This window comes from Sulfuricurvum sp. (genome assembly GCF_031427015.1).
In the GTDB taxonomy this organism is placed as follows: Bacteria; Campylobacterota; Campylobacteria; order Campylobacterales; family Sulfurimonadaceae; genus Sulfuricurvum.
Genome location: NZ_JASJOW010000002.1, coordinates 142,365 through 160,039, shown reverse-complemented (window position 1 = coordinate 160,039; position 17,675 = coordinate 142,365). Strand labels below are relative to the sequence as shown.

Annotated in this window: 20 protein-coding genes and 2 tRNA genes; 8 read left to right on the top strand and 14 right to left on the bottom strand. The window is 43.5% G+C overall.

Features of this window, described 5'->3' with window-relative positions; translation table 11 throughout:
• Nucleotides 1–51 precede the first annotated feature (51 nt).
• From RMO68_RS03155 to RMO68_RS03145, 3 genes are all read left to right on the top strand, one after another.
• Nucleotides 52–2,181, top strand: a complete 2,130-nt coding sequence (locus RMO68_RS03155; RefSeq protein WP_310439265.1) for an RNase J family beta-CASP ribonuclease — start codon at nt 52–54, stop codon at nt 2,179–2,181.
• A 76-nt stretch (nt 2,182–2,257) separates the two neighbouring features.
• Nucleotides 2,258–2,884, top strand: a complete 627-nt coding sequence (gene thyX / locus RMO68_RS03150) for an FAD-dependent thymidylate synthase (RefSeq protein WP_310439264.1) — start codon at nt 2,258–2,260, stop codon at nt 2,882–2,884.
• Complete coding sequence (locus RMO68_RS03145; RefSeq protein WP_310439263.1) at nt 2,881–3,123, top strand: hypothetical protein; 243 nt, start codon at nt 2,881–2,883, stop codon at nt 3,121–3,123. The genes thyX and RMO68_RS03145 overlap by 4 nt, the downstream gene beginning before the upstream one ends.
• Nucleotides 3,124–3,218: 95 nt before the next feature.
• On the opposite strand, the gene rplT is transcribed toward RMO68_RS03145, so the two are convergent.
• From rplT to glmM, 8 genes are all read right to left on the bottom strand, one after another.
• Entirely contained in the window at nt 3,219–3,572 is a 354-nt protein-coding gene (gene rplT / locus RMO68_RS03140; RefSeq protein ID WP_310439262.1) for a 50S ribosomal protein L20, read from the bottom strand.
• Nucleotides 3,573–3,666: 94 nt separating this feature from the next.
• On the bottom strand, nt 3,667–3,861 hold the full coding sequence (gene rpmI / locus RMO68_RS03135) for a 50S ribosomal protein L35 (RefSeq protein WP_310439261.1): 195 nt from the start codon (nt 3,859–3,861) through the stop codon (nt 3,667–3,669).
• Nucleotides 3,862–3,925: 64 nt separating this feature from the next.
• Entirely contained in the window at nt 3,926–4,453 is a 528-nt protein-coding gene (infC, locus tag RMO68_RS03130) for a translation initiation factor IF-3 (RefSeq protein WP_310439663.1), read from the bottom strand.
• On the bottom strand, nt 4,453–6,261 hold the full coding sequence (gene thrS / locus RMO68_RS03125) for a threonine--tRNA ligase (protein ID WP_310439260.1): 1,809 nt from the start codon (nt 6,259–6,261) through the stop codon (nt 4,453–4,455). The genes infC and thrS overlap by 1 nt, the downstream gene beginning before the upstream one ends.
• A gap of 150 nt (nt 6,262–6,411) precedes the next feature.
• Entirely contained in the window at nt 6,412–7,413 is a 1,002-nt protein-coding gene (locus RMO68_RS03120; RefSeq protein ID WP_310439259.1) for a virulence RhuM family protein, read from the bottom strand.
• Between the two features lie 133 nt (nt 7,414–7,546).
• A tRNA-Val gene (locus tag RMO68_RS03115) sits at nt 7,547–7,622 on the bottom strand.
• Between the two features lie 52 nt (nt 7,623–7,674).
• Nucleotides 7,675–8,118, bottom strand: coding sequence for a signal peptidase II (lspA, locus tag RMO68_RS03110; RefSeq protein WP_310439258.1), 444 nt, complete (start codon nt 8,116–8,118; stop codon nt 7,675–7,677).
• The gene (gene glmM / locus RMO68_RS03105) at nt 8,111–9,451 is read right to left on the bottom strand and encodes a phosphoglucosamine mutase (protein ID WP_310439257.1); all 1,341 of its coding nucleotides are present in this window, start codon (nt 9,449–9,451) and stop codon (nt 8,111–8,113) included. The genes lspA and glmM overlap by 8 nt, the downstream gene beginning before the upstream one ends.
• A 126-nt stretch (nt 9,452–9,577) precedes the next feature.
• Between glmM and rpsT the strand changes: the two genes are divergently transcribed.
• Nucleotides 9,578–9,844, top strand: a complete 267-nt coding sequence (rpsT, locus tag RMO68_RS03100) for a 30S ribosomal protein S20 (protein WP_310439256.1) — start codon at nt 9,578–9,580, stop codon at nt 9,842–9,844.
• A 65-nt stretch (nt 9,845–9,909) separates the two neighbouring features.
• The gene (prfA, locus tag RMO68_RS03095; protein ID WP_310439255.1) at nt 9,910–10,977 is read left to right on the top strand and encodes a peptide chain release factor 1; all 1,068 of its coding nucleotides are present in this window, start codon (nt 9,910–9,912) and stop codon (nt 10,975–10,977) included.
• Here the strand turns inward: prfA and dapF are convergent.
• The 3 genes from dapF to RMO68_RS03080 are packed head-to-tail and all read right to left on the bottom strand — an operon-like array spanning nt 10,972 to nt 12,913.
• A complete protein-coding gene (gene dapF / locus RMO68_RS03090) occupies nt 10,972–11,721 on the bottom strand; it encodes a diaminopimelate epimerase (protein ID WP_310439254.1) in 750 nt (249 codons plus the stop codon). The genes prfA and dapF overlap by 6 nt on opposite strands.
• 32 nt (nt 11,722–11,753) lie before the next feature.
• Entirely contained in the window at nt 11,754–12,359 is a 606-nt protein-coding gene (gene coaE, locus RMO68_RS03085; protein ID WP_310439253.1) for a dephospho-CoA kinase, read from the bottom strand.
• Complete coding sequence (locus RMO68_RS03080) at nt 12,359–12,913, bottom strand: spermidine synthase (protein WP_310439252.1); 555 nt, start codon at nt 12,911–12,913, stop codon at nt 12,359–12,361. The genes coaE and RMO68_RS03080 overlap by 1 nt, the downstream gene beginning before the upstream one ends.
• Nucleotides 12,914–13,105: 192 nt before the next feature.
• Here RMO68_RS03080 and RMO68_RS03075 point away from each other — a divergent pair, with 192 nt between their 5' ends.
• Together RMO68_RS03075 and purM are read left to right on the top strand one after the other, a co-directional pair.
• A complete protein-coding gene (locus RMO68_RS03075; protein WP_310439251.1) occupies nt 13,106–13,279 on the top strand; it encodes a phosphoribosylaminoimidazole synthetase in 174 nt (57 codons plus the stop codon).
• A gap of 65 nt (nt 13,280–13,344) precedes the next feature.
• On the top strand, nt 13,345–14,340 hold the full coding sequence (gene purM / locus RMO68_RS03070; RefSeq protein ID WP_310439250.1) for a phosphoribosylformylglycinamidine cyclo-ligase: 996 nt from the start codon (nt 13,345–13,347) through the stop codon (nt 14,338–14,340).
• Nucleotides 14,341–14,421: 81 nt separating this feature from the next.
• Here the strand turns inward: purM and RMO68_RS03065 are convergent, their stop codons facing one another.
• Nucleotides 14,422–15,522, bottom strand: a complete 1,101-nt coding sequence (locus RMO68_RS03065; RefSeq protein WP_310439249.1) for a deoxyguanosinetriphosphate triphosphohydrolase — start codon at nt 15,520–15,522, stop codon at nt 14,422–14,424.
• Nucleotides 15,523–15,778: 256 nt separating this feature from the next.
• On the opposite strand from RMO68_RS03065, the gene RMO68_RS03060 reads away from it, so the two are divergent.
• A tRNA-Ser gene (locus tag RMO68_RS03060) sits at nt 15,779–15,866 on the top strand.
• A gap of 68 nt (nt 15,867–15,934) precedes the next feature.
• Here RMO68_RS03060 and RMO68_RS03055 read toward each other — a convergent pair.
• On the bottom strand, nt 15,935–16,339 hold the full coding sequence (locus RMO68_RS03055) for a DUF350 domain-containing protein (RefSeq protein ID WP_310439248.1): 405 nt from the start codon (nt 16,337–16,339) through the stop codon (nt 15,935–15,937).
• A gap of 51 nt (nt 16,340–16,390) precedes the next feature.
• Complete coding sequence (locus RMO68_RS03050) at nt 16,391–17,641, bottom strand: MgtC/SapB family protein (protein ID WP_310439247.1); 1,251 nt, start codon at nt 17,639–17,641, stop codon at nt 16,391–16,393.
• Nucleotides 17,642–17,675: the final 34 nt, after the last annotated feature.

Genomic DNA, 17,675 nt, shown 5'->3' with positions numbered 1-17,675 from the left:
CCAAAATATACCAAATATATTACGCTTATACAGCGTCCAGAAGGAAAATTTATGTCTGATGAACACACTGAACCGCAAACACAGCCCCAAGGTGAAAACCGACCGCCGCGTCGAAATAATCGAAGACCGTTTCGAAGCCGAAATCCTCGTCCGGAAGGTGCTGAAAGCACTGTAACGGAACGTCCAAGCACAGAAGGTCGTGAAGACAGTCGCCCACCGCGTCAAGACAACCGTCCTCCACGTACCGACAATCGCCCACCACGCCAAGACAACCGTCCTCCGCGTACCGACAATCGCCCACCACGCCAAGACAACCGTCCTCCGCGTACCGATCGTCCGGAAGGTGCTGAAAACAACACCGCAACCGATGCTGAACCAACTCGCAGCGGAAGAGACCGCGGACGCGGCGGTCGCCGTGGAAGCCCAAGCACCCCTATCGATAACAATCTACGTGATTTTGTTCTTCAAAACCAAGAGGCGCATAAAAATCGTCTTAACCCTCACTACAAACTTAATCTTGAAAACAATGAAAAAGTTCGCATTACCCCGCTCGGAGGTCTTGGCGAAATCGGCGGAAACATCACCGTTATTGAGACAGAACATGAAGCAATCATTATCGATATCGGGATGAGTTTTCCGGATGAAGAGATGCACGGTGTTGATATCCTCGTACCTGATTTCACTTATTTACGAGAAATCCGCAAAAAAATCGTAGCAGTTATCATTACTCATGCCCATGAAGACCACATCGGCGGCGTACCGTACCTTTTCAAAGAGATGCAATTTCCAATTTATGGAACACCGTTGCCGCTTGCCATGATCGGTAACAAATTCGACGAGCACCATATGCGTGATTTCCGCCGCTATTTTAATCCGATTGTTAAACGTCAAGTCTATCGTATCGGAAATGATTTCGATATCGAATGGATGCATATGACCCACTCAATCATCGATTCATCATCATTGGCGATCACCACCAAAGCGGGAACCGTTATCCATACGGGTGATTTTAAAATCGACCATACACCGGTTGACGGTTATACCGCCGACTTGCACCGACTTGCTTATTACGGTGAAAAAGGGGTTTTATGTCTCCTCTCAGACTCCACTAACTCTTATAACAAAGAGTGGACGCCGAGTGAGTTAACCGTTGCCCCTGGATTTGATCGTATCTTCTCTAAAGCGGAAGGACGTGTCATCATGTCCACCTTCAGTTCCAATATCCACCGTGTCTATCAAGCGATTTTGACAGGGATGAAATACAACCGCAAAGTGTGCGTAATCGGGCGTTCGATGGAACGTAACCTCGAAGTATGTATGCAATACGATTACATTAAACTTCCGAAAAACATCTTTATCGATGCCGAAGAGGCAAACCGTATGAGTGACAAAGATGTCCTGATCGTCACCACCGGAAGTCAAGGGGAACCGAGTTCAGCCCTTTTCCGTATGGCAATCGGCGAGCATCGCCATATCAAAATCAAACCGACCGATTTGATCGTCCTCTCTGCCCGTGCGATTCCGGGAAATGAAGGATCTATTTCAGGGATGCTCAACTATCTCCAACGTGCCGGCGCTCGTGTTGCGAATGACCGTGATATTCATGTATCCGGACATGCAAGCATGGAAGAGCAAAAATTGATGCTTCGCCTCACTAACCCTAAATTCTTTCTCCCAGTTCATGGTGAGTATAACCATATCATGAAACACAAAGAGACGGCGATAACCTGCGGCGTTCCTGAGCGTAATATCCTCCTGATGAGTGATGGGGACAGCATCGAAGTCAATACCAAAATGATGCGTAAAGCAAAAACCGTCAAGACCGGAAAAACCTATATCGATAACCAAAACAACCACCAAATTGAAGATGATATCGTTATTGATCGTCAAAAAATGGCATCAGAGGGGATGGTTATGCTTGTCGCTCAGGTCAGTGCCGCCGAATCACGGCTCCTCTCCAAACCTCTCGTAACAAGCTTCGGTATCGTAGCCGACCGCCACGATAAAGCATTTGCCCAAGAGATGGAAGATGTGTTAGAACACTTCCTTATTAACCTTAAACCGGGGCTTATCGAGAATCCGAAAGCGCTGGAAAATGATTTACGTCAAGTCGTCCGTAAACATATCTACCGCAAAATGAAAAAATATCCGCTTATCGTTCCTCACGTATTTGTTATGTAAGGTGTGCTTCTGCACCCCTTACCCTTTTTAAACTCTTCTTCGCTATACTCTCTCAAACTCTAATAAAGACTTACACATGAAAGTAACACTTCACCATTTTACCCCTCTTGTAATCTGTTCTGATGCTATCCGAACGTGTTGGCAAAGTTTTGATAAAAGCGACAATGGCGGCGAAGTAGACCGCGCACTCATTGATCGTGTCGGAAATAAATTCAAACACGCCTCTACACTGGAGCATATCGTCTATAACTTCTATGTAGAGGGGATCAGTCGTGCATTGCTTCAAGAGCTTGCCCGTCATCGAATGGCCTCTTTAAGTGTCAAAAGCACCCGCTATACCCTCAAAGAACTCAAAGACGAAGCACCCTTTAGCATTGATCATCATGAGCGTGCAGAAAAATATCTCGTTATGAGCGGCGTAGAGATGGTAGATGAAATGAGTATCAGAGCCCTTGAAAACCTCCGCAGTGTATTAGTTGCAGGGATCAGTAACGACCGTGCAAAATACTGCCTTCCTGAGAGTTATAAGACGGAACTTACCTGGTCGATTAATGCGCGAAGTTTGCAAAACTTTATTTCTCTTCGTAGTGATAAAGCAGCGCTGTGGGAAATTCGTGATTTAGCTAAAATGGTATATGAATCACTTCCGCAAGATCACCGTTACCTATTCGAAAATTCACTCAAAGAGGATCACCAATCATGAAAAAAATTCTATTTCTTACCCTTACGGCGCTAACACTCCTAACCAGCGGATGCGCTGAAAAACAAATGTCATTCAATGGAATGATTTGCCCTGCAGGTAAAACAGAAGATCTCATCAAAGCCGATTTTCAAGAGTGCCGCTATTATGATCTAAAAGCCGCAACGGAAGCCTCAAAAGCACCGATTAGTGTCGAATGTCAAAAATGCCTAGAAAGCAAAGGGTATAAAATCGAGCAATAAATCGTTCTTTGAACGGTTTGTCGTTTTGAACTAAATTGAGATTTACGAAAGAATAGAAGAAGTCTTCGAGGAGAAACTCCCCGAAGTGTTTAGAATTACAGCGCTGATTTCGCTTGAGCGGTGAGGGCAGTAAATGCCGCTGCGTCGTTCATAGCCAAGTCAGCAAGGATTTTGCGATCAAGTTCGATGTTGGCACGTTTAAGGCCGTTCATGAATACTGAATAGCTCATTCCGTTTAAGCGACATGCCGCATTGATACGGATAATCCACAATTTACGGAATTCACGTTTTTTCTGTTTACGGTCACGAAACGCGTATACGAGTGAGCGCTCGAGTTGCTCTTTCGCTTTACGGAAATGTTTGTGGCGTGCACTGTAGAAACCACGTGCGAGTTTCAATACTTTTTTATGACGTCTGCGTCTTACGACACCAGTTTTTACTCTTGGCATTTTTTTCCTTTCTTGACCCGGTTCACTTCAAATATAAATGACGGGGTGCCGCTATGCGGACTTGCCCAGCGTTATGCTGGAGGGTTAATAGGTTTTAGCCTACGATCATCTTTTTGATGTTTTTAACATCGACAGCAGCAACCACTTTAGGGCTGTTTTGTTTGCGTCGAGTCCCAGCATCTTGTTTAGTCAAAATATGGCTGCGGAATGCGCTACCACGTTTTAGAGTGCCGTTTTTCTTTACTTTGAAGCGTTTAACCGCCCCTTTAACCGATTTCATTTTTGGCATCGACTTGATCCTTTCGCAAAAATTCTCTAAACGAGGCGCGAATTATACCATAAAAATGGCTTTTTTACTTTTTATCGTCTTTTTTAGGATGGACCATCATGTTACAATAGCGCCCTTCCATAGCAGGTGCTTTGTACATACTGCCGATATCTTCGACCATTGGCCAGACACGCTGCAAAACTGCTACTGCCGATTCAGGGTGTGCCATCTCACGTCCGCGCAAGAATACGCGGAAATGAACATGTTTCCCCTCTTCGAGAAATTCACGTGCATGTTTTACTTTATAGCTTACATCATTGTCGGCAATTTTAACCGAAAGCTTAATCTCTTTGACTTCAACTTTGGTTTGCTTTTTACGCGCCTCTTTTTTCTTTTTCTCTTCTTGATAATGAAACTTACCGTAGTCCATGATCTTAGCAACCGGAGGTTTCGCATCCGGAGAGATCAATACGAGGTCAAGCCCCAGTTCGTTGGCTTTAGCCATAGCCTCTTGAATCGTAATGATCCCTAATGCTTCACCACCATCTACTACACAACGTACCTCAGGAACGCGGATATCCTCGTTCATTTGGACTCGGTCTTGTTTCTTAATCAAAAATGTACCTCATTAATTTTTTGTTTTACCATTGCAAGGAAATCCTCTTCGCTCAGGTTGTATTGCTCGCGTGATCGGCGATCACGTACGGCAATGCTTTTGTTGTTTACCTCTTCATCACCTAAAACGATGATCATCGGTACACGTCCTTTTTCCGCTGTACGAATACGCTTATTAAGACTTTCATTTTTATCGAAAATCTCAAAATCGGCACCCATATCGATCAATTTATCTGCCAATTCACGTGCGTACGCTTCGTGCGCAGGGGCAATCGGAACGATAGCCACCTGTGTCGGAGCGATAAACATCGGAAACTCCCCAGCGTAATGCTCCGTCAATATACCAACAAATCGCTCAAACGAACCTAAAATGGCGCGATGAATCATAACCGGCTGGATTTTAGCGTTCTCTTCGCCGTTGTATTCGAGTTCAAAACGTGCCGGAAGATTGAAATCGAGCTGGATCGTTCCGCACTGCCATTCACGTCCGATAGCATCGGTAATTTTAATATCGATTTTAGGGCCATAGAATGCTCCACCCCCCTCATCAATCTCGTAGGCAAGATTATTTTTATCCATTGCCGCTTTAAGAGCATTGGTCGAAATTTCCCATACCGCGTCATCTCCAACCGCTTTTTCAGGTTTAGTCGAAATCATCATTTTGTAGTTAAACTCAAATGTTTTCATGATTTTGTCTACAAAATCAACGACTTCGATGATTTGTTGCTCAATCTGATCGGTTGTACAAAAGATATGGGCATCGTCTTGGGTAAATTCACGTACACGGAATAATCCGTGAAGTGCACCCGTCATCTCATGGCGATGGACAATCCCGTATTCGAAATATTTAAGGGGAAGGTCACGATACGAATGCAAATCGTGTTCGTACACTTTAATATGACCGACACAGTTCATCGGTTTAACACCGAATTCGAGTTCATCAATGTTAGTGAAATACATGTTTTCACCGTAATTTTGGTAATGCCCCGATACTTTCCACAAATCACTTCGTAGCATCTCAGGACCGCGTACCGGCTCATAGCCGCGCTTTCGGTGTGCTTTAAAAAGAAGTTGCTCTAAACGTGAACGCATACGCGCACCCGCTGGGAGCCAGATCGGGAATCCCGCTCCGACCTCTTCACGAAATGTGAAAAGTTTCATCTCGGCACCGATTTTGCGGTGGTCACGTTTTTCAGCTTCCGCCATTTGATCAAGATAGGCTTTGAGAGATTCTTTATCGGCAAATGCAATACCGTAAATACGGGTCAACATTTCATTTTTGCTATCACCGCCGAGATAGGCTCCCGAAATTTTGGTCAATTTAAAATAGCGGATGAGCCCTACACTCGGTAAATGGGGTCCACGACATAGATCTTCAAATTCGCCTTGTTTGTAAATCGTCACCGTCTCACTCGGAATACGATCCATAACCGCTTGTTTCAAATGGTCGTTTGCAAATTTAGTGCGCGCTTCGGCTTTGGTGATCTCGTAACGTTCAATCTTCTCTTTGCCTTTGGCAATATCGAGCATTTTTTTCTCGATTGTTTTCAGATCTTCTTCATTTAGTGTTTCATTTACTTTAAAATCGTAATAAAAACCCTCTTTTACCGTCGGTCCGACGAAAAATTTAGCGTCCGTATAAAGTGCTTTGATCGCCTCAGCCATCAAATGAGCACAGGAATGTCGAAGTACTTCGAGAGACTCGGGAGAGTTGTCATAAACAATCTCTTCGCCCGTAATTCCAAGTGCCCCAGCGGTTTGTAAATCGATAATCTGATCATCATGCTTGATTGCAATAATATCCATAAGGGTGTCCCTCGTTGAGAAAATATCGCGAATTATACGGTAATGTTGATTGGTTTGAGATAAAGTATGAGATTACGATTTATTGTTAAAAAATTGCTTCGTTACATAAAATGGTATATCAGCTCCATTCTCAACCAAAAAAAGTTATCCTTATTTTCTTGATTTTACTTTTTCTTCAAGCTGTTGCAACTCTTTAAGGTCTTCTATATCCGCTTCGAGTGCATCAAAGGTTTTGCGCTTTGCATCAAATGTTTCATAAACGGCTTCAACCATTTTTTCCATCTGTTTGTGACTTATGCTTCCATATCCTTTGAGCACTTCTTTATCATTGAACTCGATAATACGGTCGATATTTTCTCTCCAAAATTCCATCGTTACGTCTTGACGATTTTTGGCTCGGAGTTCTGCTGTTTCCAAGAATACAACGACAAAACGGTTCAAGCTGTCAAGTTCATCCTCGGTAAGATAATTTTTAGCGGTATAAATATCTTGCTTTCTGACAACCGAACCCTTGAAACTTGTAATTGCCATATTCGGCAAAGCGGCATCGGCACGGTTTACAATGATTTCAGCGGCTGTATTTCCTGTGATAGCGAACAGTAGTTTGTTTTGGGCTTCTGCATAAAATAGCTGTGTAGCTTTATCGGTAGAATCATAGTCACTGCTGAGGGAAAAAAGGTCTTTTACTTTTTGATAGAATCGTTTTTCAGAGGCTCTGATGTCTCTGATTCGAGCAAGAAGTTCATCGAAATAGTCAGGCTTACCGTCAGGATTTTTGAGTCGTTCGTCATCCATAACGAAACCTTTGACCATATACTCGCTCAGGTTTTTATTTGCCCATTGCCGAAATTGTGTTCCACGTTTACTTCGAACCCTAAATCCGATAGCAAGAATCATCTCCAAAGCATAAAAAGAGACGGAGTAGTTTTTGCCATCTGTAGCAGTTGTTAAGTAATCCTTAACAACTGAATCTTTCTCAAGCTCACCCTCTTCAAATATATTTGATATGTGCATACTGATATTTGGTATAGAGGTGGCAAAAAGTTCTGCTAACTGGTTTTGATTCATCCATGCCGTGCCGTCTTTGGTCAAAATAGATACGGATGCTTTTCCGTCGGTAGTATTGTAAATAATAACATTATTTTCTTCCATGGATTTCCTCTTACACAAGCATAATGTACGTGTATTATAGCTATGTTTATTAGGGATCAAATTATATTAGTCATTAATGGTTTGTATGCAGGGAGTTAATTTTGTAAAAGTTCTAAAATACGGAGTTTTTGGATGGTGGTCCCAACAGGACTCGAACCTGTGACCACTACCTTGTCGAGGTAGTGCTCTACCAACTGAGCTATAAGACCATCATAAATAATGCGAGAGCGAAATTATAGCCGCGTAGAAGTTAAATGTCACTTAACTCTTACACGACTGTGGTCGGAAATTTAAAATTAAAAGCCACACTACCGCTAGATCAATCATAACATCGGCAAAATTAAAGACTGCAAAGTTAAAACCGCAATGCCAATACACATAATCGACCACCCCGCCGTGGATAAAGCGATCATACACATTAGAAAAGCCTGCACCCACCATGATCCCGATAGGGAGAATATAACACCTTTTTTTCAACCAGAGTGTATACCCCACAACTCCCGAAAGTAGTATTAGTTGAATCCATTTTAATCCCTCTTCTAAAAAAGCAAACATGGAAAAGGCGACGCCGCGGTTATAAACTAAGATAAGATCGATGCACTCGGTGTAATACCGAAATCCTTCGACAAAAAGCCATTTAATATTTTGATCGACAATAAAAATTCCCAGTGCCGCTAAAACAAGAATAGAGAGTGATTTAAGCATTGAGCGCTTTCTCGAAAAAAGCAACAAGTGTATCCATTGTCTTTTCCATTACTTTTGCATCTTTTCCCTCAAGTAAAATACGAAGCTTATTTTCAGTACCTGAATAGCGAATCAGATGACGCATATGTTGCGCTTCTACCACTTCGAGTTCAGTTGAGAGCCCCGCTATCTGATCGAGCGGTTTTTTGACTTTAACTTTAATATTGACCAACTTTTGAGGATAGAGCTTAAACGGTCTGAGTACTTTACTTGTTTTTTTCCCTGAAGTGAGAAGTAACGCCAAAATTTGGAGTGCACTGACCAGTCCATCCCCTGTTTTGGCGTAATCGTGCATGATGATATGGCCGCTTTGCTCTCCCCCGAAGTTAATACCGTTTTCACGCATCACTTCCAATACGTATTTATCACCGACGTTTGAACGGAAAAGTTTTAATCCGTTTTCATTCATCGTATCCTCTAGTGCTTGATTGCTCATAACGGTAGCAACGATTCCGCCCCCTTTGAGCTGTCCGCTTTGGTGTAAAAAGAGTCCTAATGCCCCCAAAATCTGATCGCCGTCAACCTCTTCGCCATTTTCATCGACGACGATAAGGCGGTCGGCATCTCCATCAAGGGCAAGCCCTATATCGGCGCGATATTGTTTTACCGCTTCGCGCAAATCTTTAGTATGAAGCGCTCCGCACCCCTCGTTAATGTTAAATCCGTTCGGTTTGTCGTGCAGTACGATCACTTCGGCACCGAGTTCTTCGAGAACGGTCGGCCCTACTTTATACCCCGCACCGTTGGCGGTATCTAAAACGATACGCAATCCTTGCAGCGTTAAATCACGCGAAAAAGAATTTTTGAGCTGAACGATATAACGACCGATCACGTCGTCGATCCGTTTGGCCGAACCGATCTTTTTCCCCGTCACCTGCCCCTCTTCCAGACGGGATTTATTATGAGCTATCGCTTCAATCTGCGCTTCAACATCTTCTGATAGTTTATTGCCGTGAGCATCAAAAAATTTTATTCCGTTGTCTTCATAAGGGTTATGACTCGCCGAAATCATAATCCCGGCATCACATCGCATATTCTCCGTTAAAAAAGCGATGGCAGGGGTAGGCATCGGACCGATTTGTACTACATCGTATCCCACTGCGGTGAGTCCGGTAACAATCGCATTTTCGATCATATAGCCGCTGCGTCGCGTATCTTTACCCACTAAAATCTTTTTCGTTCGGGAATGGGCACTAAAATAGATACCTGCCGCCATCGCTACCCGCATCGCCAATTCTGCCGTCAAAAATGAGCCCGCTTCTCCGCGTACTCCATCCGTTCCAAAAAGTTTCATAAAATTTTCTTCCTTTTAAAAATTAGTTTTTCTTTTTTATTTCTATTTCTATAAATTTTAACTTAAATTTAATTTTCTTTAAGGTAATATTTCACCCTAAATTAAACCTCGACAAGGATAAATGCCATGGCAAACCATAAGTCAGCATTGAAACGTATCCGTCAAACGGAAAAACGTACTGAACGTAACAGATTTTACCGTACACGTATTAAAAACATTGTTAAAGCAGTTCGCACTGCCGTTGAAGCCGGAGACAAAGATGCTGCACGTGCCGCTCTTGTGATCGCTAATGCTAATCTTCACAAATATGTTAGCAAAGGTGTCTTGAAAAAAGAGACTGCTGCTCGTAAAGTAAGTCGTCTTCACCTCGCTGTTAACAAAATCGCAGCATAAGTTTTGCCCTCAGGGCAAACTTCACCTTCTCTAATTTTTCACAACGCCTCTTTTAGGACACACTCATGTTATCCGACAAACTTACCCCTTTTATCAACCGTTACAACGAATTGACCGAACTGCTCAGTTCTCCCGATATCGGCAATGATATCAAACGGATGACCGATCTCTCGAAAGAACAATCGGCAATCCAAGCGATTGTCACCAAAGCAACCGAATACAAAAAACTTCTTGATGATATCGAAGAGAATAAATCGCTCGCGTTTGATGCGGAACTCGGCGAACTGGCTAAAGAGGAGTTACGCACGTTAGAGCCGATGGTTTCACCTCTCGAAGATGAGATTAAAAAGCTTCTCATACCTGCCGATCCTAACGATAAACGGAACATCTATATCGAGCTACGTGCCGGTACGGGGGGAGATGAAGCGGCTATTTTTGTCGGCGATTTGTTTAATGCCTATGTCCGCTACGCCGATCTGAAAGGGTGGAAAATCGAGCTCATGAGCACCAGCCCCTCCGATGCGGGAGGGTTTAAAGAGATTATCGCCCTTATCAAAGGGGAGCAGGTCTATTCACGCCTTAAATACGAAGCGGGAACCCACCGCGTTCAACGTGTCCCTGCAACAGAATCCCAAGGACGGGTTCACACTTCCGCCATTACCGTCGCCGTGATGCCCGAAGTGGATGACGTCGAGATCAATATCAATGAAAGCGATCTAAAAATCGACGTAATGCGCTCAAGCGGATGCGGCGGACAAAGTGTCAATACGACCGACTCCGCCGTACGGATTACCCATATCCCAAGCGGTATCGTCGTCAACAACCAAGATGAAAAATCGCAGCATAAAAATAAAGACAAAGCGATGAAGATCCTAAAAGCCCGTTTGTATGAGATGCAGATGCAAGAGGCAAAAGAAAAAGAGATGAACGAGCGTAAAGAGCAAGTGGGAACGGGGGATCGTTCAGGGCGTATCCGAACGTACAACTACCCTCAAAACCGTATCTCCGATCACCGCATCACCCTCACCCTCTATCGACTTGAGGAGATTATGCAGGGGGGATTGATGGATGATATTATCGATCCCCTTATCGCGGATGCTCAAGCACAGATTATGGAGAGAGCGGGATTATAATCGCCAAAGGGTCTCAAATGTCCCTTTGACTTCCCCTTTGAACGTAATCGTCCCCTCATCAAGTCCTAGATAGAGAGTCTCTCCGCTTTTCGGATAGACACGAGCATTATCCGCGACCAATCCTTCAATCGATGCACGATAAAAACATGCCGCCATCCCTGTTCCGCACGCTAACGTCTCATCTTCAACACCGCGTTCATAAGTTCGTACCCGCATACTTCCATCTGCATTCACCGTTGCAATGTTTACATTGGCATTGTATTTGTGACGAAGCTCGCGCGCCATTGCAATATCAAAATGTTCCATACCGGCATCAAAAGTTACCAAATGGGGAACCCCCGTATCAATCAGCCACCATCGCATCTCATGCTCTAAAATGGCATCATTAATAACAAGCGGAGGGGTCAAGTCACTTTGAACCATATCTCCCTCGATGGAAGCTTTTATCAGCCCCGCACCCGTTAAGAACTCCATTTTCTCCTCTGCTAATCCAAATCGATACGCATAATGGGCGCACGCACGGCTTCCGTTTCCGCACATCGATGCGGTGGAGCCGTCGGCGTTGTAAAATTCCCACTCGAAATCGTAGCTCTCATGAGGGATCAGAACAATCAAACCATCGGCTCCGATACCGTTTTGACGATCGCAAAGAGTTCGGGCAAGGCCTGAACGATCCGCTCCATGGAAAGTATGAAAGATGACAAAATCGTTACCGCTGGCGCAGTATTTAGCGATTTGAAGCATGGGGTAATCCTTTGGATTAATAATAACGGTAATTATACCTTAGGAGCGGGATAGAGCAATTTAATAGTATCCACAAACTGTTCACACTCACGTTGGAGATGTTTGAGGTTTGAGGAGTTGTCAATCACCCACGTCGCTCGCGCTTTTTTCTCATCGATATCCATCTGACTCTCGATACGGCGCAAGGATTCTTCTTCGGAAAAACCGTTGCGCTTCATAAACCGCTCCAACTGTAATGCTTTGGGGGTATAGACGACCACCGAGTTTTTGATCGGGTACGACGACGTCTCAAAAAAGAGGGGGATATCGATCAGATAGGGATATTTGAGACGGTCTTGTTTTTCACTTTGCTCTTCGATGGCGGCGCGGATTTTCGGATGGAGAAAACTTTCCAACTCTTTTTTCGCTTCCGGATCGGCAAAAATTATTTTTCCCAATGCACTTCGATCCACTTTTCCATTTTTAACAAACGCATCACCGAATCGCTCAACAACCCAAGCGCTGTGCTCATCCAAAATACGGTGGGCTATCGTATCGGCATCGATGATGCGCAGACCGTTAAGACCTAATAAGGATGCAACCGTACTTTTCCCTGTCGCAATCCCGCCTGTGAGTGCAATGGCATACTCAAACGCCATTAGTTGCGGATAATGCCCAAATAATTTTTACGAACATACTGAGGCATGGCAAATGCAGCGATATGAATGTCGCAGTTGTAATAGTGATGCCCTTCCAATAGATCACTCCGCTGCAAAATCAAATCAGCAGTCGGATGGTACTCTTTGGAACAAAGCAATAACGTTGAGCCGTCTTCGAGGTGATAGGGCATAATGATTTTAAAATAGTTCCCCAAAATCTGCATGAGTTTCGTATTTTCTGCCACATCATCCAAATGCGGATGTTTGCAAACGATTAGAGCATCCTCTTTTAGGATGCGGTTTACATGAGCATATACCGCACTATCCTCACTTGACGTATCCAAAAGTAACACATCAATACTTTTATCCGTACTGTTTCGTAAAGTACCGAGAAGATCCTTCGCATCTGCAAAACTCGCCTCTATATCACGATAACGAGCCAATTCACCTTTTAACAGATCACTTTGATCGCTTACGACCATTATTTTATGGGGATTTTTATGGGTACACATCGCAACGTGTACCATCATTTCAGGGGTGATAAATGTTTTCATTAAGTGCTTCTCTTCTCATTTGTATAGGGAATTTTTCAGCGATTGTAACACGCAGAGATTAAAACGCATTGAATATTCCATTTCGTATACAAAGATTAAAGAAAAGGAGAAAAACATTCGTTATAATTTAGTCAAATTTATATCACAAACTGGAGTAATCAAATGTGTGCTGAAAAGATTCAACGTTTTTTAATGGCAATAGTACTTACCGCCGCAATGTTTTTATTTGCCGATGGGCAAATGCTCTACGCTATGATCCTGCAAACCCTGGTTATCGTGATGGTTATCGTATGGGCTTTATTCGATTTTTGCCCGTCACTGTGGATTTTCAAAAAAGTTTTTGGAAAATGTCCCCAAAAAGATTGATCCCCTAAATTTCCCCTAACAACTCATCTGATATAATTCCATTATTACAACAGATGAGGGACTTCATGAGTCAAATCAGCTATAAAGATGCCGGTGTCGATATCGACGCGGGTAACAGTTTTGTCGAAAATATCAAACCACTCGTTAAATCGACGGCAATCCCCGGTGTACTCGGCGGAATCGGTTCATTCGCAGGGGCATTTGAGCTTCCGAGCGGATACCGCGAGCCGGTCATGCTCGCCGCAACGGATGGGGTCGGTACAAAACTCAAACTTGCTATCGATTCAGGTATTCATAATACGGTCGGGATCGATTTGGTCGCGATGTGCGTAAATGATCTCATTTGTAACTTCGGAACCCCATCGTTTTTTCTCGACTATTACGCCACCGGCAAGCTCGATGTCACTGCTGCAACCGCCGTCGTGAGCGGTATCGCGGAAGGTTGCCGTCAGGCAGAGTGTGCCCTAATCGGCGGTGAAACCGCAGAAATGCCGGGGATGTACCATAGCGATGATTACGATTTGGCAGGATTTGCCGTCGGTATCGGCGAAAAAAGCGAACTTGACCGCTCGAACAAAGTAAAAACAGGGGATATCCTCATCGCATTGCCGAGTTCAGGATTACACTCCAACGGATTCTCATTAGCACGTAAAGTGTTGTTTGAAAAAATGGGGATGAAGTTCGAAGACGAATTCGAAGGAAAACCTCTTATTGAGACCCTTTTGACTCCGACACGCATCTACGTCAAGACATTCAAAGCACTCAAAGATAAGATCCAAGCCCTCGCCCATATCACGGGTGGCGGAATCGTCGAAAACTTCCCACGCGTTCTCCCTGAGGGGTTACGTGCCGTTATCACCGAATCGTCTATCCGTGTCTTGCCGATTTTTGAATTGATCGGTCAACACGTTGAGCGTCACGAGATGTTCCGTGCCTTTAACATGGGGGTCGGAATGATCCTCGTCGTCAAAGAAGCGGACGTTGCCGAAGTATTAGCGTCGACGGACGGATACGTTATCGGTCATCTCGAAGCGGGCAAACGCGAAGCGGTACTCGTTTAATCTAATGTTACACACTAAAACGGATACATCCGTTTTAGTGGCAGGGACAAATGTCCCTACAACCCCCTAAAGTTTATTTTTCTAGCCCTCTCTCCCGTATAACTCATTATATAACTCCATCGCATACCGATCCGACATACTTGCGATATAGTCGCTAATAACACGGTGAGTATTGCGTCGTTCACACTGTTCCAAATAATAACGCGGTAACATCTTCGGCTCTTCCATCAAAGCGTTAAACAATCCGATAATTGCTTGTTTCCCCGCAAACATTTTACGCATAATGTGTTTGTGCTGATAGAGTTCTTGAAACAAAAGTTTTTTGAGTTTTTTGATCTGCGTCTCTAATGCAGGTTCAAATCCGATAACTATCGGTTCCGATGCCGGTATAACTGAAGCTAACACACGGGTATTATCAATTTTATCGCGAGAGTATTCGAGAAGAGAATAGACCAAATGATTAATTAGATGAGAACTAAAACGGTAGCGAAACATCTCATCTTCATCTTCATGAATTCCCTCATCATAGACCTTTTGTAAAATGGTCTGAATTAATTCGCTGGATTTAAGCGTTTCAAACGTGATAAGCCCTGAGGCAACCCCATCGTCAATATCATGACTGATATAGGCGATTTCATCGGCACGATCAACGATCATCGCTTCGATGCTCGGATGGGTATCCAGAGCAAAAGATTCTTTTATCTCTTCAGGTAAAAATGATTTGTTATAAGGGTAGGAGTGCTTTAATATCCCTTCCAATGTCGCATAGGTGAGATTAAGTCCCAAAAATGCTTTGTACCGCTGTTCCAGTTTGGTTACGACCCGAAAGCTTTGAAAATTATGCTCAAATCCGCTTACGAAGCCCCGTTCTTTTAAACAAACATCAAGAGTATCTCCGCCGATGTGTCCAAAAGGGGTATGACCCAAATCATGCGAAAGGGCAATACTTTCGGCTAACGACTCTTCAAGCCCCAGATGTGACGCGAGGGAACGGGCGATTTGACTTACTTCGATGCTGTGGGTGAGACGCGTACGAAAGAAATCCCCTTGAGAATTTAAAAAAACCTGTGTTTTATACTCCAGTCGTCTAAAACTTCCTGAATGGATAATACGATCCCGATCTCGCGCATAAGGGGATCTAAAGTCGTCACTAATAGAATGAAAACGTTGATTTGGGAGCACGAAAACCCTTTTAAATAGTATGGCACCATTATATCAAGGGAATATACATTCAAAAATAATATTTTTTTACACTAAATTAACACTTCTCTTTTACAATGGTGTTTCGATTCTCCTTCGATAGTTTGACCGAAACGCTCCTCCTTCGTGTTTCGGTTTTCTATAATTCCATCCTTTGAATAATCACTCTGATTTATTCTCTTACCTAACGATACTCATACTTAAGCTATCTTTGGTACAATTTCACTCTCTCAAAAATGGACAGCTGGCCGAGTGGTCGATGGCGCACGCCTGGAACGCGTGTGTAGGGCAACCTACCTAGAGTTCGAATCTCTAGCTGTCCGCCATACAAATCCCTTCTTTACCGTACTTTAAAAACCTAAACCTCAAATTGAAGCTTATGCTTTTAAAATTTTCAATAACTCATCGATCCTGCATTAATTAATCCGATGGAGATAGAGAGAAATGCCATTAAAACACCTACGGAAACATCTCCGGCATTGATATGGTTTTTAACCGAGAACTTGCCGCCTAAACGGGTAAGGATAAAAGCGAAAATAAGCTGAATAGCCATAGCCACAACTGCCCACATCGCAAAATCATCATACGAAACCGAGTGAACCAGCGCGCTGTAAAGAGGGATAGACAATCCTAAAACCGCTCCGCCGAGTCCAAGTGCCGAGGCAGTGTTATTCTCCTCGAAAATCATTTTATAGTCATCATAAGGGGTGACTTTCGCGTAAAGAAAAAGAAAAATTCCAAAAACGGCCATTGCCGTGACAAAATAGAGGCCGAACGAGAGAAAATAGTCTAAAAACATTACTGTTCCTTACTGATTTGATATGACATCGTATCTAAAAAAAATTAATCCTTACAGCATCAGCAGTGCCGTTGCCGTAAACACCCCAACCGAAATCAAGTAATAGATCAATACCAATCGAAAGAGGACAACGTTTCCAAAGAAGAGCACCAATACGGCTTTTGCAAAAGAGTTACTGATAATGGCAATAAGTATAGCGTACTGTGCCGTGGTCGCATTAAGACCGTTCTTGGCTAAAGAGGAGAGAGAAAGAATAATCGCATCGACATCGGCAATCCCTGAAACGATAGCGACTGCGTACACCCCCATATCACCTACATACCGGTTAGAAAGAGTTATTAGAGCGAGAGTAGCCCCGAATACCAATCCCATAATCAGAGCTTCTTTAATACTAAAAGGATTTTTAAACTCAATATTCTGAGGTATCTCTTCGGGTTTAGAGGAAAAATAGAGCATACCGATATACCCATATCCCGCAAGTGAGCCTATCACTATAGGGAGGATAAACTCTTTTGTGAGGACGGGATTAATCACCCACATCTCTATTCCCGCACGAATAAGCATCATGGAAGATGCCAAAATAATTCCCAGTGTGAGATTTTTTACTAAAAATCCGTTTTCGTGAACCCGCCTCGCCATACTCATTGCGACGGCGGTTGAAGAGACTAACCCGCCAAAGATACCGGCAACCACAATACCGTGAGTGGCGCCTAAAATACGAATGGCTATATAGCCGAAAAAAGAGATCCCTGCAACCAAAACAACCATAATCCAAATACGGTACAAATTGATAAGACCCATCGGATCAATAGGATGATCGGGGAGAATTGGGAGGATCACAAATGTCATAATCATGAACAAGATAGCGGCAGCAAGATCTTTTTTTGTAATCGTCTGCTCATACTCTTTTACGGTATCTTTGATATTCAGCACAAACAAAACAATAATCGTAATAAATACCGAAAAGATAGGGAGCGAAAAATTGAGCATTCCTCCGATCACAAAAGTCACAAGGGCGGCAAACTCTGTCGTCGCCCCTTTCTCAGGAATGGAGATACTGTTAACGATGTATGCGGCAATAAGTAAAAGTCCCATCATAACGGATGCAATCAGAAAAAAATAGGGAGAGAAAGCGCTAAACCATGCCGATAAATACCCAAAAAGAGCAATCATGGAAAAAGTCCGTGCCCCTCCAAAATCTTGTACTTTATGGGAATAAATAGTATGCATTTCGCGCTGCAATCCGATCAAAAAGCCTAAGACAAGAGAGAGGATACTGTTTTGGATAAATAACGGTTCCATTGCACTACCCTCCCCACCTAGTTTGGTTCTATTA